General features: G+C 55.7%; 17 protein-coding genes and 2 pseudogenes. 14 read left to right on the forward strand and 5 right to left on the reverse strand.

What is annotated here, in order from left to right; genetic code table 11:
• Both FHS21_RS31795 and FHS21_RS24930 read right to left on the reverse strand, forming a co-directional pair.
• Nucleotides 1–162 (reverse strand): annotated as a pseudogene (locus tag FHS21_RS31795) (IS110 family RNA-guided transposase); the annotation flags it as partial.
• 334 nt (nt 163–496) lie between these two features.
• The gene (locus FHS21_RS24930; RefSeq protein ID WP_183664636.1) at nt 497–1435 is read right to left on the reverse strand and encodes an AraC family transcriptional regulator; all 939 of its coding nucleotides are present in this window, start codon (nt 1433–1435) and stop codon (nt 497–499) included.
• A gap of 267 nt (nt 1436–1702) precedes the next feature.
• Here FHS21_RS24930 and FHS21_RS24935 point away from each other — a divergent pair, with 267 nt between their 5' ends.
• Nucleotides 1703–2551: a VOC family protein gene (locus FHS21_RS24935; RefSeq protein WP_183664638.1), complete on the forward strand. Its 849-nt coding sequence runs from the start codon at nt 1703–1705 to the stop codon at nt 2549–2551.
• 167 nt (nt 2552–2718) lie between these two features.
• A complete protein-coding gene (locus tag FHS21_RS24940; protein WP_183664640.1) occupies nt 2719–3144 on the forward strand; it encodes a putative quinol monooxygenase in 426 nt (141 codons plus the stop codon).
• Nucleotides 3145–3386: 242 nt separating this feature from the next.
• Here the strand turns inward: FHS21_RS24940 and FHS21_RS24945 are convergent, their stop codons facing one another.
• The 3 genes from FHS21_RS24945 to FHS21_RS24955 form a co-directional block, all read right to left on the reverse strand.
• Nucleotides 3387–4208: an LON peptidase substrate-binding domain-containing protein gene (locus FHS21_RS24945; protein ID WP_183664642.1), complete on the reverse strand. Its 822-nt coding sequence runs from the start codon at nt 4206–4208 to the stop codon at nt 3387–3389.
• Between the two features lie 836 nt (nt 4209–5044).
• Entirely contained in the window at nt 5045–6682 is a 1638-nt protein-coding gene (locus tag FHS21_RS24950) for an extracellular solute-binding protein (protein WP_210283619.1), read from the reverse strand.
• A gap of 164 nt (nt 6683–6846) precedes the next feature.
• Entirely contained in the window at nt 6847–7785 is a 939-nt protein-coding gene (locus FHS21_RS24955) for an NAD(P)-dependent oxidoreductase (RefSeq protein WP_183664646.1), read from the reverse strand.
• Between the two features lie 395 nt (nt 7786–8180).
• Between FHS21_RS24955 and FHS21_RS24960 the strand changes: the two genes are divergently transcribed.
• The 12 genes and pseudogenes from FHS21_RS24960 to FHS21_RS25015 all read left to right on the forward strand — a co-directional run bounded on the left by FHS21_RS24960 (nt 8181) and on the right by FHS21_RS25015 (nt 19737).
• The gene (locus FHS21_RS24960) at nt 8181–9317 is read left to right on the forward strand and encodes an ABC transporter substrate-binding protein (protein WP_183664648.1); all 1137 of its coding nucleotides are present in this window, start codon (nt 8181–8183) and stop codon (nt 9315–9317) included.
• Between the two features lie 75 nt (nt 9318–9392).
• Nucleotides 9393–10883 (forward strand): sugar ABC transporter ATP-binding protein, encoded by a 1491-nt coding sequence (locus FHS21_RS24965; RefSeq protein ID WP_183664650.1) that lies wholly within the window; start codon nt 9393–9395, stop codon nt 10881–10883.
• Nucleotides 10884–10897: 14 nt separating this feature from the next.
• Nucleotides 10898–11863, forward strand: coding sequence for an ABC transporter permease (locus FHS21_RS24970; RefSeq protein ID WP_183664652.1), 966 nt, complete (start codon nt 10898–10900; stop codon nt 11861–11863).
• Complete coding sequence (locus tag FHS21_RS24975; protein ID WP_183664654.1) at nt 11860–12843, forward strand: ABC transporter permease; 984 nt, start codon at nt 11860–11862, stop codon at nt 12841–12843. The genes FHS21_RS24970 and FHS21_RS24975 overlap by 4 nt, the downstream gene beginning before the upstream one ends.
• Nucleotides 12844–12870: 27 nt before the next feature.
• Nucleotides 12871–13659: a glucose 1-dehydrogenase gene (locus FHS21_RS24980; protein WP_183664656.1), complete on the forward strand. Its 789-nt coding sequence runs from the start codon at nt 12871–12873 to the stop codon at nt 13657–13659.
• A 52-nt stretch (nt 13660–13711) separates the two neighbouring features.
• A pseudogene (locus FHS21_RS24985) lies at nt 13712–14479 on the forward strand (SDR family NAD(P)-dependent oxidoreductase).
• A 23-nt stretch (nt 14480–14502) separates the two neighbouring features.
• On the forward strand, nt 14503–15582 hold the full coding sequence (locus FHS21_RS24990; protein WP_183664658.1) for a 2,3-butanediol dehydrogenase: 1080 nt from the start codon (nt 14503–14505) through the stop codon (nt 15580–15582).
• The gene (locus FHS21_RS24995; RefSeq protein ID WP_183664659.1) at nt 15579–16346 is read left to right on the forward strand and encodes an SDR family NAD(P)-dependent oxidoreductase; all 768 of its coding nucleotides are present in this window, start codon (nt 15579–15581) and stop codon (nt 16344–16346) included. The genes FHS21_RS24990 and FHS21_RS24995 overlap by 4 nt, the downstream gene beginning before the upstream one ends.
• A gap of 21 nt (nt 16347–16367) precedes the next feature.
• On the forward strand, nt 16368–16652 hold the full coding sequence (locus tag FHS21_RS25000) for a YciI family protein (protein WP_183664661.1): 285 nt from the start codon (nt 16368–16370) through the stop codon (nt 16650–16652).
• The gene (locus tag FHS21_RS25005; RefSeq protein WP_183664663.1) at nt 16652–17662 is read left to right on the forward strand and encodes a Gfo/Idh/MocA family protein; all 1011 of its coding nucleotides are present in this window, start codon (nt 16652–16654) and stop codon (nt 17660–17662) included. The genes FHS21_RS25000 and FHS21_RS25005 overlap by 1 nt, the downstream gene beginning before the upstream one ends.
• A gap of 22 nt (nt 17663–17684) precedes the next feature.
• Nucleotides 17685–18668, forward strand: coding sequence for a zinc-dependent alcohol dehydrogenase (locus FHS21_RS25010; protein WP_183664665.1), 984 nt, complete (start codon nt 17685–17687; stop codon nt 18666–18668).
• Between the two features lie 10 nt (nt 18669–18678).
• On the forward strand, nt 18679–19737 hold the full coding sequence (locus tag FHS21_RS25015) for an SDR family oxidoreductase (RefSeq protein ID WP_183664667.1): 1059 nt from the start codon (nt 18679–18681) through the stop codon (nt 19735–19737).
• Nucleotides 19738–19754 lie beyond the last annotated feature (17 nt).

Below are 19754 nucleotides of genomic sequence, written 5' to 3' on the forward strand. Positions count from 1 at the left end.
GCAGGCTTCCATCACCACGACCGCAGGTGATTGATCCGCTATGAACTTCAGAAACTGGGACCGTGAGAGCTTTTTGCGAAACTTCACCTGACCCGCCATCGACGCTCCGTGGAGCACAAAAACACTCTTTGCCAGGTCCACACCAATCATCGTATCCTTCATTTTGCCGCCTTCTCCGCTTTGTAGGTTTAACGCACCACAACATTGGCACATTGCGATGCCGTCAGGGGAGGGCGGCAACCACCCCATCTCCTCTGGAACCTCACCTCTGAAAACTGCATTAACTGGGTCTGCGGTTCGGTTCCGCTCAAGGCGAGGGGATCAAAAAGGGCCTAGAGGGGGCCGGTTGCAGGGCTGGCAGCTTCAGCATCCAAAATGGCGATAGCGGACATTTGATCGGGTGAAAACACGTTCTCTAATTTGCTGTCTAATGAGGGCGGATACCCATCGCGCCTAGGGCGTCTTTTCGTCGGTTCCTATCGCATCGTCAATCCACTTAGATTACTGCGCGCCGGCGATATTCTCCGGGGGTAACACCAAGACGACGGCGGAACACGGTGGTCAAATGGGACTGGCTGGAAAAACCGCAAGCAAGGGCGACATCGACGAGCGGCTCGCCTCCCCCGTGCAACAAGGCTCGAGCCCGCTCGATCCGCCGTACCAGCACATAAGAATGGGGCGACATGCCAACTGTCTCTTGGAAACTATGGGCAAAATGATAGGTGCTCATCCCTGCGATCGCAGCGAGCGATGACAGTCGCAGATCGTGGTCGATCCCATCTTCGATGTAATCGACGATACGTGCAACACCCCGGGCCGGAAGCTTGCCGAATGGTCCGTGCCCATTTCGCTCGCCATGACTCGATAGCCGTAGAAGGAATTTTTCAGCAAGGATCAGTGCCCAACTGTCGAGGAGAAGATTGGTAGGTTCGATCAGGGAGGCCGTATGCCGTATGCGCTCCAGGCTGTGGTGTAGTTGGACATCTAGGACATCGGCGGGCATCCGGATATGATCGTGGGTGAGCTCTTTTCCGAACAGCGAAACGCAAACCATGCCCATCAGCTCGAACGGAATGTGGAATTGCATGAAGCTCACCGGCTGTTCAAAGCGCCATTGTGCGCCTTCGAACGGCAACATGGATATTAGCCCCGACGGCGCCGCATCGCGCCAAGCCGTCGCTGCGCTCGTGCGGAGCGAGGCACTGACGAAGTTCGGATCACCCTCTTGCGGGGAATCCTCGATAGTCGAAAACCAATAGCTCAATTTGAGCGACGCCGTTTCGGCGCCGATCATGCGTACCGGTGCGATCAAATGATCTGTCCAGTATCGCGGCACCCCAGAAGTATTATTCGCCTTGCAGGAAGCAAGGCCGGCGCGCTCGCCATCCCGTGCTTCACTGTGGCCGAACTCCCGCCAGGCCTCGTCGAATTTCAACCGCCCGCCCTCCAGGCCGCCTAAACGCTTTTGGTGGCGCAAATTTATGCGAAGCATCGAAGCGCCTGTCGCAGCAAAATAGCAAGATTTTGAAATACGCGCCAGCCGCGGGCCCCTTATCTGACGTCAGCGTTCGCTTCGTGTGGTGCGTGGGGATAACGAAACCGCGGGGGGCACGGCAAGTATTTGAATGACGCAACGTGATCCTGCGTCGGGTAGCAGCAGGTCAGGTCGCCGAGCGCTCGCGCAAGTTCAGGGAGACAAAAGATGGCAGAAAATCATGGGCAGATTTCAGGCGGCCTCAATCGCCGGGACGCGTTGAAAAGCACAGGCGCGGTGCTGGCCGCATCGATGACCGGGATGGCGACGCCAACCGCGGCGCAAGGGCGGCAGACGGCTTCGTCCCCCAACCCCGAGCTACCGATTGGCCCCCGATTGCAAGGCATCCAACATTTCGGCTTGACGGTCCAGGACATGGAACGAGCCTTCACCTTCTATACCGAGGTTCTCGGCGGCACCGAGGTAATGAGGGACGGTGATTTTCAAGGTGAGCGTATTCACAATACGCTGCTGACCAGTCAGGAAATCGAAGCGCACGCACGCGGTGTCAATCCGCGCACGATGGGAATTCCCGACCTTCGCGGTGGCGGCCAGCGGCTCGACGTGCGCTTCATCCAGTTCGACAACGTCGTGATCGAGCTTTTGCAATATCGCGACGCCGACGAGCCAATGGGTGGTCCGCGAGCGTTCGCCGAGCCACTCGATCATATGAGCCCTGCCTTTCCGCGGATGATGCACATATGCTTTCACATCCGCGACGACGTCGATTTCAACCAGTTCATCGCCGATCTCGAAGCGGGCGCGGCGCGGCGCGGCATGACCCATGTCCGCGCGAACCGCGTCGTAACCGTGACGAGCGAGGCGGAACGCAGCGCAGCCCCGCTCGACGCCAATTCCAACCCGATCACGGAAGGCAAGTCGGCTGGGTGGCGGCTGATCTACTGCACCGGCTCGGAAGGCGAGCAGCTAGAGTTCGTGCAGGCACTGGGTCCGGTCAAGCAAACCTTCGACAGTGCGCTGGAAGCGCGGCGTAAAATGGTGGCTGCATCGCGCTGAGCGGAGTGCAGGCAATGAACGACCCTGCCGCCAACCTCTTCCTCATAGGCGTCTATACACCGATGAAGGCCGAACTCACGACCGAGGAAATGGGCCCCAGATTCGTTCGGCGCTCGAGTGCACTATTTGCGACTCGGTCCCAATCCCACGAAGGAAGGAGATAAGATATGCCACGGACATTCCTGTCCCACATCACGCCGGCAGCGCTGATTGCGGCCACTTTTGCAGCGCCCTCGGCGATTGCCCACGACGCCGACGGCCTACGCTACGCGGATATGCCCACCGACGCCTATGCCGTCGTCGCGCAGGTTCGAGCCAAACCTGGCAAGGAGGATGCGCTGCGCGCCATCACGTTATCGCTCGTGCCGCAAGTCCGAGCCGAACCGAATAACTTGCTCTACTTCCTTCAGGAGAGCCGCGAGGCGCCCGGGCATTTCATCTTCTATGAGATCTTCGCCAGCCAAGCCGATTTCGAAGCGCACAACCAGACGCCGCATGTGCAGTCTTGGTTCGCGCGTCTGCCCGAGCTAGCCAATGGCGGGGTCGCCGTGATCCGTATGAGTATCCTCAACAACGCGGCGACCGACCGTTGATGTGATCATGGAAAGCCGCCGAGCGCTGCCGCTTCGCCAGCGACTAAATGATCCGCATTGCATCTTCGAACCGAGCGAGGTCGGGCGGAGGGTGACGGCAGTGCCAAGGTCCAGGATCGGCCCGAACCGGTCATTGGCCGTCGCAAAAATCCGCCGCGAAACTCCAACTTTAGCGACAGAGTTCCGCGACGAGAATTCTCAATCCCTTTCAGGGAAAGCAGGTGGGTCGCAAAAGTCGGTATTTATGCGACAGCTTTGGGTCGGCCATTGCTCATCAGCTCGATGAGTCTTTGGAGACGAGCCACCACGTCATTGGTTTCCAAGAGTTGCTGCTTCTGTTCGATACTGGTCGATAGCAAAGGGGCGACTGTGTCGGCTAACAGGCTGGGATATCCGATCGAAGGTAGGCCGAACCTGGCTTTGGATCCCGGCGGTAGTGCAGAAAAATCGATCTCGGCATAGATCTGGTACGCATCGAGAACCGCACTCGACAGAGCGGCTGCCTCCGTCGACTTGCCGCGTTCGTCGTCAAACGGCGTAACCTCTGCCGCCAGGAACCCGTCATCGGTCAGCCGGACCATGCCTGTTCGCTGAAGCCCGCAAACGGTAACCTTGAGAGCCCCGTCCACCTGTGTCTGGCGGTCTATCACGTTTGCTATGACTCCCACCGGATGGAAGGCTTCGAGAGTGCTGGGATGATCGTCGCCGCCATTTCTCTGGGCAACAACGAGAACGCGCTGATCGCTGACGATAGCGCGTTCCACGGCTTGGCGGGTTTTCTCGCGCGCCACGAAAATCCGCGAGATCATGTGCGGAAACAGTACCAGATCCCGCATAGGAACGATGGGGATCTCCGCCCCCGCTGGAATAGACGTTTCGGCACTCACCGACTTCGCTGTCGGCTGCGTCGCTTGGATCGTTGCGGCCAATACGTTCCAGTCTCGAAAGCCAAGAATTCGAGCAACGAGCTCCTGGCTCTGACTGTTGGTGAAGACGACAGAGTTGGCGTGAAGCGCTTCACGTAGGGTTTTCGCCATAGCTTTGGCATCGCGGAAATCGCGCATGGGATGATCCTTTACAAAAACGAACGGAAAGCGTCAGGGGCTTGCATTGCTGACCCGTTCGTTCGGGCAAAGGGAGCCATAAGCGGCTCGATACGTTCACCGTACCCCGAGGGGGCGCAAGCAGCAGGTCGTATCCACCGAGGACTAATCTGCGCAGAAGGTTTGTTGCCTGTCAATCTTAGGCTGGGCGATAGTCCGTTTTGAGTCGGAAGCCACCGCTCCTCTGTGGTGCAAGTCCCGACTGACGACACTTGTTTTCCCGAATTTTGCGGCGTCGCAGAATAGTTCTGCGAGAGCCGCAATGACCGGTAGGCGCACAGGCGACGTGACGCCGCTGCCAAGACGATGTCTGCTTTCAGGCAGGTGGGATGACGGCCTCAATGACAGATATGAAGGCGCAAAGCAGTCGTCGTTCGGTGGCTTTCATTCCTGTTTTGCCAAATCATTATTCGGAACGAGAGGAGAAAACTAGCGGGTTTGCAGTACCTATCTTTTTAAGGCGACCATTGAATACGCACTACACAACAGGCTTTTAATCGGAATTGTGGACATTCAAGCTACAATCCAAAATGCTCGATATTCGCCTATTATCGGAATTTTTAAAGGAACATTTATCAACGCGTAACTGCTTTGAACAAACGCCGAGATTTCGGCTATGTCGCTCGTTTATCAAAGCTGCAGCGCGACAGCCGCGAGTGCGCCGTGCCCTTTCGTCCTTCGACAATGCCGTACTGGGAAGCAAACCGCCTGCCGTTCGGGCCAGCCTTTCGCATTCACCCGCTGCGCCAATCTTCTGCTGAAACTAACAAGCCGACGGAAATTCAATGTTGCTGCTTTTATCCAGCGAAATGAGGCTTGCGGATCCTCAAGGTCTTGGAGATTCTTGTTGAAGCGTTCTCAAGAGCCTGCTTATCAGATTTCCGGCCCAACAGGGCGTCATGAATCTCATCCCCTAGAATGCGTTCAATTGCGGTATATTGTGGCAAATTGGGACGCTGCCACGTGTGCAAGAGGTTGCGTTTTGCCAACTGGTCGACGAAACGCACGATGGGGGAACTGGCGGCGGCTTCAGGATCGGCGCTGACCGAGAACCTAGGCGCAATCGGAAAGCCATTCTTAACATGGGCCTTCATAGCTTCGCGTGAAGCCATCCAGGCAATTGCATCAGCTGCCACTTCGACTCGTTCTTGCGGCAGATTTGCCGGGATAACAAAAAGGAAACCGCCTATAGGTGAGGCCCGGCTGCCACGTGGGCCTGAGGGCTGCGGCAGGTATTCAACGCGACGCTTGACTACCGATTGCACATCATATTCAAACCGAGCAGCGCGCATGGTCCAACAATATGCCATTGCCGCATTGCCCTTCATAAAAACGGCAAGAGCCTGGTCCCATGCCATATTCAAAATTTCGGGTGGTGAGATTTCCTTCAGCTGATGCATGTAGTCGAGAGCTGTTAGGCCGGCGTCCGAGTTTATCTCCGGCACAATCTTTTCAGGATCGACACCATCGAGAGTATATCCATGAGGCGTTTTCCGCAGCGATAGTGTCGGCTGTCCGCAAGCTCCCAAAAAGAACATGAAACTCGATGCGATGGGCATTCCTCGTGCGCCGTCCCAGACGATGCCGTACATGCCGCGCTGCGGATCGTGAAATCGCTTACCTGCAGCAATGACATCGTTAAACGCCTTCGGAAATGGCAGTTCAATATCAGTAAAAAGATCACGCCGCGCCGCAAGGATCTCGATTGTACAGTAACCGGGCACGCCGAAATCTTGGCCGTTCCAAGTGCCTGTTGACCAGATCGAAGGATGAAAATCGAGGGGATTGACCCCGGTTTTCTGGATCAGCTGCCCAAGCGGCCGGATCAAACCCTTTGCTGCGAATTCTCCCAGCCACGGCATGTTTATAGCCATAACGTCATACGTGGACACGCCTTGCTGCCCGTTATTCAATGCGCGCGTGTAAAGCTCTGGCAGGGGAAGAAGATCGAAGCTCTTGCGAGACGCGAGATTGTTACGAAAATCGGCCCACATGTTTCGCATCGAGGAGAAGTAATTGTCGTCATTCAATAAAAAGCGCAACTCGAGCTGGTCTTCGGCGCGTTTTTGTACGATCCGCATTGGGGGGATAATATTTGATCCCAGGGGTGTTCCGCCGAAATAGTAATCATCGTCCTGCTCGAGAGTTGGTCTGAGGCCGAGCGTCTGTGCGAGAAGCGATTTCGTACGGCGGGCATAGCCTTGGAACGACTGCAGGAGTTCGTTGCTTGGTTGCAAAGCGAAGCTCTTCCCGGTTTTCCCTCTCGATGTCTTGATAATATGCCCTTCGTCGATCAAGCGTTTGATGAGCCGCATCGATGTTGCGTAAGGAACGTCGGTGATTTGCGTAAGCATCGAAATTGTGACCGTCTGACCGTGAATGTGGTTCCTGATCAGAAAGGCGACGATGTTCCAGATGGGTTCGTCATCAGCCATAGGCAAGACATCTCGGAACGGTCGACGTGTCTTGTCCAGAAATTCTATGACACGCAATATCTCATAATCATTCACGTATCGCCTCCACTGCAAACACCCTCGCCGGGACTGGATGTATGGTTCGGGGAACTATATTGCGAGAGGCGGCCGTGAGTGCAATGCTGCTAAGCCGACTTCCGGTTGGATTTCGGCATTGGCGTTGCATCAGAGATTGGAGCCTCCAGCCCTGCGAGTCTCTCATACTGTTCAATCAGAACGAAGAAGTCTTTTTCCGCCAGGCCTTCTGCAAAGGCTGACTCATACTGTTGCCGGATGATTGAAGTCAGAAACATCGGAACGTGATCGGTTTTTGCTGCACCGAGGATCAAGTCGAAATCCTTCATCATCTGCGATACGGAGAAGGCTGGGTCGAAGTTGCGATTGACGAGAAGGTCACGCTTGTAGGCAATAAGCGGGGAAGCCACTGCGCTTTCGCAAATCACCTCAAGCATGGTCTCCATTGAGAGATTCCCCTTGCGGCCAAGCGTAAGCGCTTCTCCAAGCAAGGCGGCCGTTGCGCCCACGAGTGCGTTGAGAACCAGCTTCAGATAACGGCTCTCTTCGCCTTCTCCAAGATAGAAGCTTCGATTGGCGAAGCTGGAGAAGAGAGGTTCCAGCTTGGCGTAACTTGGCTTGGGGCCAGATGCCATGACCGAAAGTTTGCCGGCCGACGCAGTGGTCGTACTGCCCGATATTGGCGCGCGAAGATAGTTGACCGATTTCTTTTCCAGTGCAGTGGCTATGGAGGCAGAAATTTCGGGAGAAACAGTGCTCATTTCAACCAGGGTTTGACCCGAGGTCATGACTTCTGCCAAGCCGCCGGCGCTAAACACCAATTCGTTGAGAACCGCATCATTCGGGATGGTCAGAATAATGACATCGGAGGCCGCAGCAAGCTCTTCGAAGGTGTAGGCTACAGTTGCGCCCTCAGCGACAATCGTAGCCCGGTTTTCCGGAAGCGGATCGAACACAGTGAGCGGGTAACCGGCGCGCAATGCGTGGCGGCTCATCGGCGCGCCCATTTTGCCAATACCCACCCAACCGACGCGAAACCGATCACTCATGAAATACCTCCCGCATTTTGCACCCCGCATCTGCCGTCCGTTGATCGGGATGACAAAGACGAACCGAACTTCCATTGAACGTGTTAGACCCCAAGCACGGACGTTTCAGGAGAAACGGTTCGCCTCCAGCGCCGGGCGTGAATCTCAATTCGCTCCCGCTTCCAGTATGAACCGGATTGCAATCATTTGTTTCCTGCAAAAATGTCCAATTTGGATAAATATAGGTTTGTCCTCCCCACGGGTTTTACATTAACTTACATCCCGGACCACGAGATGGTCCAAGGGAGGAATAAAGCTCGACGAGGCCGATTGTTTAGTGCGTGTATACTAAAAGGTATCGCGACCTGTACCTTGTTGTCTCTTCCTTTTATTGAACGGTATGGAGGAGAACCACAATGAAAAAGAAACTTATTGCAATATTACTTGGAATGACGGCCATAGCCGGTTATTCACCGCCCACCCAGGCAGAGACCTATACAGGTGTGCCCCGCACATTTCTCTTCAATCCTTCACTGGATGTTTGCTTCAAGGATACCGCCCAGTACAAGAAGACCGGGCCCTACGTCATCGGGTTCTCCAATGCAGGTCTGGGCGACAGCTGGCGCGTCGTGATGCAGCATTCGATCATGAAAGCGGCTGCCGAACACAAAGACCAGGTCAAGCAGCTGATTATCACCGACGCCGGCCATGACGACGCCAAACAGGTGGCGGATATCCAGGATCTTATCTCGCGTGAAGTCGATCTCTTGATCGTAAGTGCGAATACCGAACAAGCCCTCGATCCGGCAGTCACTCGCGCAATGGAGCGGGGAATCCCCGTGGTCATGGTCGACCGCCGCGTTTCGTCGAACAATTTCGTTACATTCGTCACCGCCTCGGACGCGATGATGGGCCGTCTCTTCGCTCAGTGGATCGTCGAAAAGCTCAACGGCAAGGGCAATGTCGTCATTCTTGGAGGACAGGCTGGCTCAAGTCCAAACGAGTTACGGGTCAAGGCCGGAATGCAGGTGTTCAACCAATATCCCGGAATCAAGATTCTTGACACGGTCTATTCTGATTGGAGCCCCGTGCGCGGAAAACAGGTCATGCAGACGGTGATTTCCAAATACGGTCATGACATCAACGCTGTCTTCTCGACGCATGGTCTGCAAACACCGGGATCAATCGAAGCTTTTCTCGAAGCCGGTTTCAAGCAAGGTGAAATTCCCCCGCATACCACCTCCGATGTGAACGGCCCAATGCAAATGGCGCTCAAATACAAGGTGCCGATGCTGGAAGTTGGCTATCCGCCGGCCATGGGTGGCACCGCAATCGAGGTCGCTCTGAAGGTTCTGGCTGGAGCCCAGGTCCCGTGCACCTATGAAATCAACGCCCAGATTGCGACGACAGAGGGTGATGAAACCGCATCGATCCATCCGGACATGCATATCAAGGACATGGTCTTGCCAGATGCCCCGGCCGACATGCTAGTCACCGGTGGCATGGGGCCGGACTACAATCCAAGTACATACAAAGTCGATTATCCCCACTGATATCCTCCCACAGGTGGTGCGGATCGCTTCGGCTCCGCATCACCTGAATTTTTCTGGATGGAACGAGGTCTCCCCATGCTTTCACTTCAAGGCATAAGCAAAGGCTTTCCCGGCGTGCAGGCCCTCACGGACATGCAGCTCGAGGTCCGTCAGGGTGAAATCCACGCTCTGATCGGGGAGAACGGCGCCGGCAAGTCAACTTTGACCCGCGTTGTCGCGGGCGTTCACCAGCCAGATACGGGATCGATTGACTTTGATGGCGCGCTGGTCAGCTGGTCGGGTCCAGGCGATGCAAAACGCCATGGTATTCACGTAATCTACCAGGAGTTTGTGCTTTTCCCGCATCTGAGCGTTGCTGAAAACATTTTCATAGGGCACGAGCGCAGAAATCGGCTCGGTTTGATCGATCATCGCCGCACGCGTTCCGATGCAAGAAATCTCCTCGATAAGTTCGGTATCGATGTTGATCCCACGACTTTGGTCCGGGATTTGTCGGTTGCCGACCAGCAGATGGTTGAGATCGCCAAGGCATTGGTCCACGACGTCAAACTGCTCATCCTCGATGAACCTACGGCCGTGATATCCGGTCCTGAAGTGACGGTGCTTTTTGAACGGTTGCGAGCACTGCGCAATGCTGGCGTTGCTATCCTCTATATCTCCCACAGGCTCGAGGAGATTTTTGATCTCTGCGATCGCGTGACTGTGTTGAAGGACGGCAAATACGTTGCCACACGCATGATAGCATCTGTTGAGCGGGATGAACTGATTTCATTGATGGTTGGGCGTTCACTTTCGGAGCTCTTTCCGAAACGCAACACGCAAAGTGCAGATTCGCCCGTGGTTCTTGAAGTCCGCAATCTCTCGATACCCGGACGCGTTCATAACGCGTCAATTACCCTGCGTCGCGGGGAAATTACCGGTCTTGCTGGAATGGTCGGAGCCGGTCGATCCGAGCTGGCCTTCGCCATATTCGGCGCCATGCGCAGCAGCGGCGGCCAGATTTTTGTCGACGGCCGGGAAATACACGACATGACACCGCGACGAGCGATTGCCGAGGGCATCGGTCTGGTGACAGAAGACCGGAAAGGCCAGGGGCTTGCAATGAACCTCAACATTGCAGCCAACATGACCGCCTCGACGCTTTCGCAGTTTACGCGCTTTGGCCTCATCGATTTTGCTCGCGAATTCAAGGTCGCAAAGCAGGAAATCGAATCATATCGGATTGCCTGCAGGGGCCCCTCCACGTCCGTTTCGCTGATGTCGGGTGGTAACCAGCAGAAAGTGATCGTTGCAAGATGGGCGCGCACCAGCACGAAAGTCCTCATTCTTGACGAGCCGACGCGAGGCGTGGACGTTGGCGCAAAAATTGAAATCTATCGAATCATGCAGGAGCTTGCTGACCAAGGGATTGCCATCTTGATGATTTCTTCCGAGCTGCCCGAGATCATTGGCATGTCGGAACGCGTAATCGTTATGCGAGAGGGGGTCATCACAGGCGAACTCACACGCGATGAGATCACCGAAGAGACAGTCATTGAACTCGCAACACGCCGTTATGCCAGCTGAGGAGGTAGTTTAAAATGCAAGCCGTGCTGCAAAACACGAGCCGATATCTATCGGGAGGCCGAAGCGGGCACTTAATCGTTATCGGGCTTCTCGTTGTGATGTTCATAGTGGGTGCCGTCCTTTCTGATCGCTTTGCCACATCGAACAATCTTCTGAACGTCTACGAGCAATCTGCCGGCCTCGCTTTTGTCAGTCTTGGTCAGACGTTGACAATTCTCACCGGCGGAATCGACCTGTCGGTCGGTTCGATCATCAGCTTGGTTGCAATGCTGACCTCCGGTCTCATCAATGGCAATCCAGCCATGGTCCTGCCAGTCGTCTTGTTCGTTCTGGTTTTAGGAACGTTGATCGGTGTAATGAATGGTGCAGCGGTAGTTGTGACCGGTGTGCATCCGCTGATCGTCACACTTGGCACGGGGGCAATTGTTCAGGGTGTGGCCTTGCTCTATGGGCTCGGGCCTACTGGTAAGGTGCCGCTGAATTTCGATACATTTGCCTATGGCCGGATTGCGGGAAAGATCTCGATAGGCGCGACCATCGCCATCGCGCTGTTCCTCCTTGTCTGGTTTATCCTCCGGTACACCCGCAGCGGCCGATACGTTTATGCCGTCGGCGATGATCCACATGCGGCGCGTTTGATGGCCTTGCCACACAAGCGTGTACTCATCGGTGTATACGCAGCCTCCGGCTTCTTCGCTGCACTCACCGCAGTATATCTGGTGAGCAGATTTGGAGTCGGGCAGCCCTACACAGGGGCAAACTACACACTGGCTTCGATAACGCCCGTGGTTGTCGGCGGTACGATGTTGGCGGGCGGAAGAGGCGGCGTCATCGGCACTTTGCTCGGGGTCTACCTGGTTTCTCTGCTCAACAATGTCCTCAACTTCATGGACGTGTCGTCGCATTTCCAGCTGGTGGTGCAAGGGTTGGTGATCATCCTTGCCGTGTCCGTCTACGTTGAGAAACGGAGGGTTGCATGATGAGCGTTTCAGCCATGCCAGAAAAAGATGCGACTTCCGGCGCATTTGTTCATACGAAACTGATGCCGATCCTCACTCACTATGGAATTTTCCTATTCCTGGTATTGGCGATCCTCGTGTCCGGCTTGATCACGCCTGCATTCGTCAGTCGTGACAACATTTCCAACATGCTTATGCAGCTCGCACCGCTTGGTATCGTCGTCATCGGCCAGGCATTCGTCATTCTTGTTCGCGGGCTTGATCTTTCCGTAGCCTCGGTCATGGCAACCTCTGCGGTAGTTGCAACCAGTTTTAGCGGCCAAAACGGTGATGCTGCCTGGGTTGTCCTTGCGGCAATTTCAGTGGGGATTGCAACCGGATTGATCAATGGACTTCTGGTTACGAAGCGCAATGTGTCGCCTTTCCTTGCGACGCTGGCAACGATGATTGTGCTCCAGGGACTGCGCTTTGCCTGGACCCAGGGCGCGCCTTCAGGAAATGTGCCGCCTTTCTTCCGCAGCATTGGAACAGGCGCGTTTTACGGTGTTCCCTACAATGTAGTGATTATGTTTATTGTCGCCATCGTCTTGGCGATTGTGCTGCATCGCTCTGCATTTGGCCGGCGTATGTACATTACTGGCGGCAATCCGGTTACGGCGAAGCTGGTTGGGATCTCTTCAGACAGAATAACGATCGCAGCCTACGTGATTTGCGGCGCCCTTGCCGCGGGTGCGGGGCTAATCCTCTCCGGATTTGTCGGGGTGGTAGACAATTTCGTTGGCCGTGGCTTTGAGCTCGACTCCATCGTCGCTGCGGTGATGGGCGGCGTGGCACTGTCCGGAGGTCGCGGGACCGTTGCCGGAGCGCTCGCAGGAGCTGCCATCCTTGTGGTGATTTCAAATGCAGTGGTGATGTTCGGTCTTCCGGTCCAGCTTCAGACCATTATCAAGGGCGTGGTTATCGTGGTGGCCGCCAGCCTCTACGTGAACAGATCCCACTAACGACGAGCGATTTTTAAGGGAAGAGACATGAGCAATTCAGTAAAAGACAAGGTCGTTATTGTAACGGGTGCCGGGCGCGGGATCGGCGCGGGCATTGTCCAAGACCTTGCCGCCAATGGCGCACGCGTCATCATAGCCGATTTGAACAAGGACGCGAGCGAGGCAGTTGCCGCTGAAATCAGAAAAACCGGCGCGGAAGCGCATGCGGTTTCCGTCGATGTCGCCGAAAGACAGAGCGTCAAGGCCATGATCAGTGAAGTCGCCAGCAGATTCGGCAGGCTCGATGTCATGTTCAACAATGCCGGCATCAGCCAGACGTGTCCGTTTCTCGATGTGACCGAAGACGACTTCAACCGGATCATGAAGGTCAATGGCTTGGGCGTGCTCCTTGGTACGCAAGAGGCAGCCCGGCAGATGATCGCGCAGGGCGGCGGCGGTAAAATCGTCAACACAGCGTCAATTGCCGGCAAGCAGGGCTATCCCCTCTTTGCCCATTACTGTGCCTCGAAATTTGCAGTTGTGGCCTTGACCCAGGCAGCAGCAAGGGCCTTGGCCGAACACAGGATCACTGTGAACTGCTTTGCGCCAGGCGTAGTGGCGACTGAGCTTTGGCAACAACTTGACCGCGAATTCATGGAGCACGGTCTGACCTCCAAACCAGAGCAAGCAATCAATGAATTCTCACAGTCTATTCTTCTTGGCCGGGTTTCAGCGCCAAAGGACATAGCCGGCGTCACCACGTTCCTCGCTTCTGACGCATCGGATTACATCACCGGCCAAACCATGATGGTCGATGGCGGCATGGTCCTGATCTAGCCCTGCGAATGGAGGCGGCTGATTTCATTGGTTGAATTTGAAAGGGAATCCAATGGCACGACTGGAAAATAAGGTGTCGATCATAACCGGAGGAAGCACCGGCATTGGAGAGGCAACGAGCTATCGCTTTGCCGAAGAAGGATCAAAAATTGCCATCTTCGACGTTAGCGCCGAGGCCGGTTCCAAGGTCGCCCAAGCCATCATTGACAAGGGAGGCGATGCGATTTTCGTCCGGGTGGATGTGTCGGACGAAAAAGCAGTCGAGGCTGGTGTCACTGAGGTTGTTGATCGCTGGGGCAAGCTTGATGTCCTCGTCAACAACGCCGCCATTACCGGCGTGAACAAGTTTGCACATGAAGTGACATCGGAGGAGTGGGACAGGATATTTGCGGTCAATGTTCGCGGCGTTTTTCTATGCACGAAGCATGCCCTAAAACCTATGATGGCTGCAAAGCGCGGATCGATCGTCAACTTTTCATCGATTTACGGATTGATCGGCAATGACGATCTTCCACCCTATCAGGCCACGAAAGGGGCCGTGCTGTCGATGACTAAAACCGATGCCATTTGTTAAGCCCCGCACGGCATCCGCGTCAATGCGATTCATCCAGGATCGACAAAGACTCCCCTGTTCATGCATGCGGGCGAAACCTATCCAGGCGGCCTTGATCATTATCTGGAAATGATGAAGTCGAAACATCCGCTGACGTTGGTTGAACCAGTCGATGTTGCCAATTGTGTCCTGTTTCTTGCTTCGGATGAGGCGCGATTCGTTACCGGAAGCAGCCTCGTGTGCGATGGCGGCTACACGGCGCAATAGAATTGATTTTACGGAGAAATTACATGAAAGCGGTTCGATATTATTCCAAACGGGACATCAGGGTAGAGGATGTGCCGGCGCCCTCCGGTCCTCTTGCGGAGGATCAGGTTCTGATTGAACCGATCGTGTGCGGTATTTGCGGCACTGATTTGCATGAGTATATCGCAGGGCCGATCGTTACTCCGGCAATTGCGCATGTTTATTCGGGTGCACAGCTGCCGCAAATCCTCGGCCATGAGTTTTCGGCCCGGGTGAAGCAGGTCGGTAGTGGCATCACTCACGTGAAGGTGGGAGATCGCGTATCCATCCAGCCGTTAATCTCACCGCGTGATGATTACTATGGTCGGCGCGGACTGTTTCATCTCAGCGAAAAGATGGCCTGCGTCGGCCTGTCATGGGATTGGGGCGGAGTGGGAGAATTGGCCGTCGTTAATGGCTACAATGTCTTTCCTGTGCCCGACAGCGTCAGCGACATACAGGCCGCAATGATCGAGCCCGCGGCTGTTGCACTTTATGCCGTCGACCGTGGCGGGGTAGGGTCCGGTTCGACAGTGCTTGTTTCCGGTGTGGGACCAATCGGTGCGCTGGTGCTCCTTGCAGTCAAGGCTGCGGGTGCCTCGACGATCTTTGTCTCCGAACCCAATACGAACCGCAGGAATCTTGCCCAGAAACTGGTCCCCGAGGCCATTGTATTCGACCCGCGTGAGGCCGATCCCGCGAAACTCTTTCGTGAACATACGGAGGAGGGTGTCGGGCTTGATGTTGCACTTGAATGCGTCGGTGCTGAGGCATCGCTTAGTCTGTGTGCAAAAGCCGTCCGTCGCCAGGGCAAGGTGGTTCAGGTCGGTCTGCATGTCAAACCCGCAGCAATCGATGCCATGTTGTGGGCTCTCAAAGACATTACCGTAGAAGCTACGTGGTGCTATCCGGTGACGATCTGGCCGCGCATCGCGGCAATGATCGGCGCGGGGATTTTCCCGGTCGAAAAGATTGTCACAGCGACAATCGCTCCTGATGACGTTGTTGAAAAAGGCTTCGAGGCACTGCTCGACCCTTCAGGCACCCAGATGAAAATACTTGTCGATATGCGAGATGTAAAATGAGCGAACCCCAGGATTTCAAAGACCGGGTTGTCCTTGTGACCGGAGCCGCGGGAGGTATCGGCAGTGCCACGTGCCGCCATCTCAGTGCGCGCGGAGCCACTGTTATCGCAGCAGATCGCGATGACACCGTCAAATCCGTAGCTGAAGAGATCAACCGGGCTGCCGGGAAAGCCTATGGCAGTGTTTTCGATGTAACCAATTTGAGCTCAATCGAGGAAGCTGCCGCTGATATCAAGGCTCGATACGGCCCCCTTCATGGTGTCTTTGCCAATGCCGGGATGTCCTACGAAAAGCCCGCACTTGGACACACTCAGGATGAGTGGCGCCGGGTAATGAGCATCAATCTGGATGGCGTGTTTTGGACCGTACAAACTTTCGCCAAAGCCATGATAGCAGCCGGTCGCGGGTCTGTGGTGATGACCTCATCTATCGCGGGCGTGAAAGCGGTCCGCCCCGAACTGCATGTCGGTTACGACGTTTCCAAGGCCGCGGTCGCTCATATGTGCCGCGTTTTGGCTGTGGAATGGGCCAAAACCGGCGTGCGGGTCAATGCTGTCGGCCCCGGTTACACGGATACGGTGATGCTTGCCGAGGTCGGACGTACACAGCCCCAGGTCATGAAACAATGGATGGACGATACGCCCATTGGCCGCTTGATTCGGCCTGAGGAAATCGCATCTGCGGTGGGCTTCCTCCTGTCCGAAGGTGCCAGCGGCATTACAGGTCAGCTTTTGATGATTGATGGAGGCTACTCCATCAACTGATGGAGGCCGAAGAGAGGTAACATGCACTATATTGTACACTGCCTGGATCGACCGAATGCGCTCGCAGACCGGCTCGCCCACTACGAGGCTCACAAGGCCTACCTGGCTAAAGCTACGGTGAAGACGTTGATTTCAGGTCCGTTATTGGCCGACGACAACGAGACCATGATCGGCTCGCTATTCGTTCTCGAAGCCGACAGCAAGGAAGCCGTTGTCGCGTTCAACGCCAACGATCCGTTCAACGCCGCCAAGATCTGGGAAGATGTCAAAATTCATCCTTTCAGCAAGCGGGTGGATAATCGCTGATGACCGCTCCAATCAAAACGGTCAATGCCGCCATCGTCGGCCTTGGATGGTGGGGCAAGAAGATGACCCAACTGGTCAATGCCGGCGGAGCGGACATGCGTTTCACGCGCGCCGTCGATCCCACGCCGGAAGCCAAGGCTTTCGCGGATGAGCGTGGACTGACCTTTTCGGAAACACTATCCAGTGCTCTTGCCGATCCGGAGATCGAGGCAGTTGTTCTTGCAACGCCCCATTCCCTGCATGAAGAGCAGATCACTGAGGCAGTTTCCGCCGGAAAACACGTGTTCTGTGAAAAGCCGCTTGCTCTGACCCGGGCAGGTGCGGAGCGGTCTGTGGCCCGTTGCCATGAAGCAGGACTTGTTCTGGGAATGGGGCATGAGCGCCGTTTCGAGCCCCCAATCGCGGCCATACTTGATGCTGCAGACAACGGAAAATTGGGACGCCTGCTGCAGATCGAAGCAAATTTCAGTCACGACAAGTTTCTGACACTCGATCCGACCAACTGGCGACTAAAAGCCGATCAGGCTCCTGCTGGCGGAATGACAGCGACGGGCATCCACCTGACCGATCTTTCCGTCCGGTTGATGGGTCCGGCACGCGACGTCCGCGTTGCCTGTGAAAATCTTGCCTCCGGGATTCCGCAAGGTGACACCATGAGCGCGCATGTGCGCTTCGTAAACGGTGGTTCGGCCTATGTGTCTGCGACCCTCGCAACCCCCTTCATTTCCCGTTTTGCAATCTTCGGCACACTAGGCTGGATCGAAGTGCGCGATAAGGCGCATGTCGAGGCGCCGGACGGATGGATCGTTACCGAAGGATGGAAAGACAAGCCGATTACGGTACGTGAGGTTAATCCGGCAGAACCGGTGCGCGACAACCTTCGTGCATTCGCCCATGCGGTGCGGGGCATTGCCCCATACCCGATCACCGGGCAGGAGATGATCGACAACATTGCACTTTTGGAAGCCATCGTCCGCTCGGCTGGGTCCGGGATGGTCGAGACACTTTAATGAAATACGCGGGAGAAAACATATGAAAGCACTGGTTTTCGAGGCTCCGGAAAAACCCGTCATTGCTGACATGCCGATGCCGGAAGTTGCTCCAACGGAAGTTCTGGTTCGTACAAAGGCCGTTGGCATCTGCCATTCCGACTACGAATTGCTGGCCGGACGATACATCATTCCCATCGCCTATCCGGTTACACCGGGCCATGAATGGGCCGGCGAAATTGTCGAGGTCGGGCAGGCCGTCAAGGGTTTCAAAGTAGGCGACCGGGTGGTCGGTGAATGTGTGGTGCGTACGCCAGAGCGGTTGCATCATTTCGGCTTTTCACTCAGTGGCGCGGATCGTGAATTCTTCACGGTGAATCCCGAATGGCTGCATAAGTTGCCGGACGCCGTGGACAATAAGAGAGCTGCTCTCATCGAGCCGTTTACATGCGGCTTCTACGCGGTGTTGCGTTCTGGCGGCACGAATGCCAGCGAAACGGTGGTGGTTTCCGGCGGGGGTACGATCGGTCTCGTTTCCGCGGCGGCAGCCATCGGCATGGGTGCGCGCGTGATTGTCATCGATCCGCTCTCGACCCGGCGCGATGTAGCATTGAAGCTTGGCGCAGACGTTGTGATTGATCCGTCGGACGGCGGTGCGGCCGAGAAGGTACGCGAGTTTACCGGTGGCCACGGCGCTGATCTGGTGATCGAGGCATCCGGACACGATGCATCACTTGCCGCAGCATTCGATTATGCTCGCGAGGAAGGGCGCATGTCGATGGTCGGCATCAATATCGGCCGGAAGGTGCCGGTCAACATCGGGCAGATTCAGATGAAGAATTTGACCGTGAAAGGCTGCATAGGCTCCCCTGGCGTATGGCCTGCAGCCATTCGGTTTCTGGAGCGAACAGGTCTTGATCTTTCACCGATCCAGACGCACGACTTCGCATTGACCGAAGCTGTGGAAGCCTTTGCGTTCGGTCAGGATGCCACGCGCAGCATCAAAATAACCCTCCTCAATAGTTGAGACAATTTTTATGAAACATGCACTCATCGCTGGCATCACCGGAATCGTAGGCGGCCATCTCGCGGAACATCTGCTCTCCGCAGGAGGGTGGACGGTCTCCGGTCTGTCACGGTCCCCCTCCCGCCTGGACGGCGTTAATTCGCTGAATGCTGACCTGAATGATCCAGCCAGTCTCAAGGCGGCCCTGGCAGACGTACGCCCCAGCCATGTGTTCATTACCACCTGGTCGCGACAGGCAACGGAAGTCGAGAATATTCGCGTGAACGGTGGCATGGTCCGCAACCTGCTCCAGGCGGTGGAGGGCCGGGGCGTGGAACATACGGCACTCGTCACGGGGACCAAGCACTACCTCGGGCCCTTCGAGGCCTATGCCAAATCCAAACCGGAAACCCCATTCCGTGAAGATCAGCCGCGGCTTCCTTTCGACAATTTCTATTATGTCCAGGAAGATGAAGTCTTTGCAGCCGCAAAGCGTGACGGTTTCACCTGGTCCGTTCACCGGCCGCACACACTAATCGGGTATGCGGTCGGCAATGTCATGAACATGGCAGCCACGCTTGGGGTTTATGCTTCGATCTGCCGCGAGACGGGTCGTCCGTTCGTGTTTCCGGGTTCGCCGCAGCAATGGGAAGCAGCCATCGATGTGACGGACGGCCGAATTCTTGCGAAACATCTGCTCTGGGCGGCCACAACACCCCAGGCTAAAAATCTCGCATTCAACGTCGTCAACGGTGAAATCTTCCGCTGGAACTGGCTGTGGCCGCGCTTGGCAGCTTATTTCGGTATCGATGCCGCTCCTTATCCCGGCAAAGCGGGGCCATTGGAAATTAGCATGGCGGATGCAGGTCCGATCTGGGACAACATTGTCGCCAAGAACGACCTTGAGCCCAACCATCTCTCCAAGGTTGCATCATTCTGGCATACCGACGCTGATCTTGGTCGCGAAGTCGAAACTTTCAACGATATGACTTTGAGCCGGAAACTCGGCTTCCTCGACTATCAGGATACTGTTGCATCCTTTACCGATGCTTTCGATCGGTTGCGTGCGGATCGCATTATCCCCCGATAATCAAAGAACAAGGATGA

The organism is Phyllobacterium trifolii, from assembly GCF_014192095.1.
GTDB classification, from domain to species: domain Bacteria; phylum Pseudomonadota; class Alphaproteobacteria; order Rhizobiales; family Rhizobiaceae; genus Phyllobacterium; species Phyllobacterium trifolii.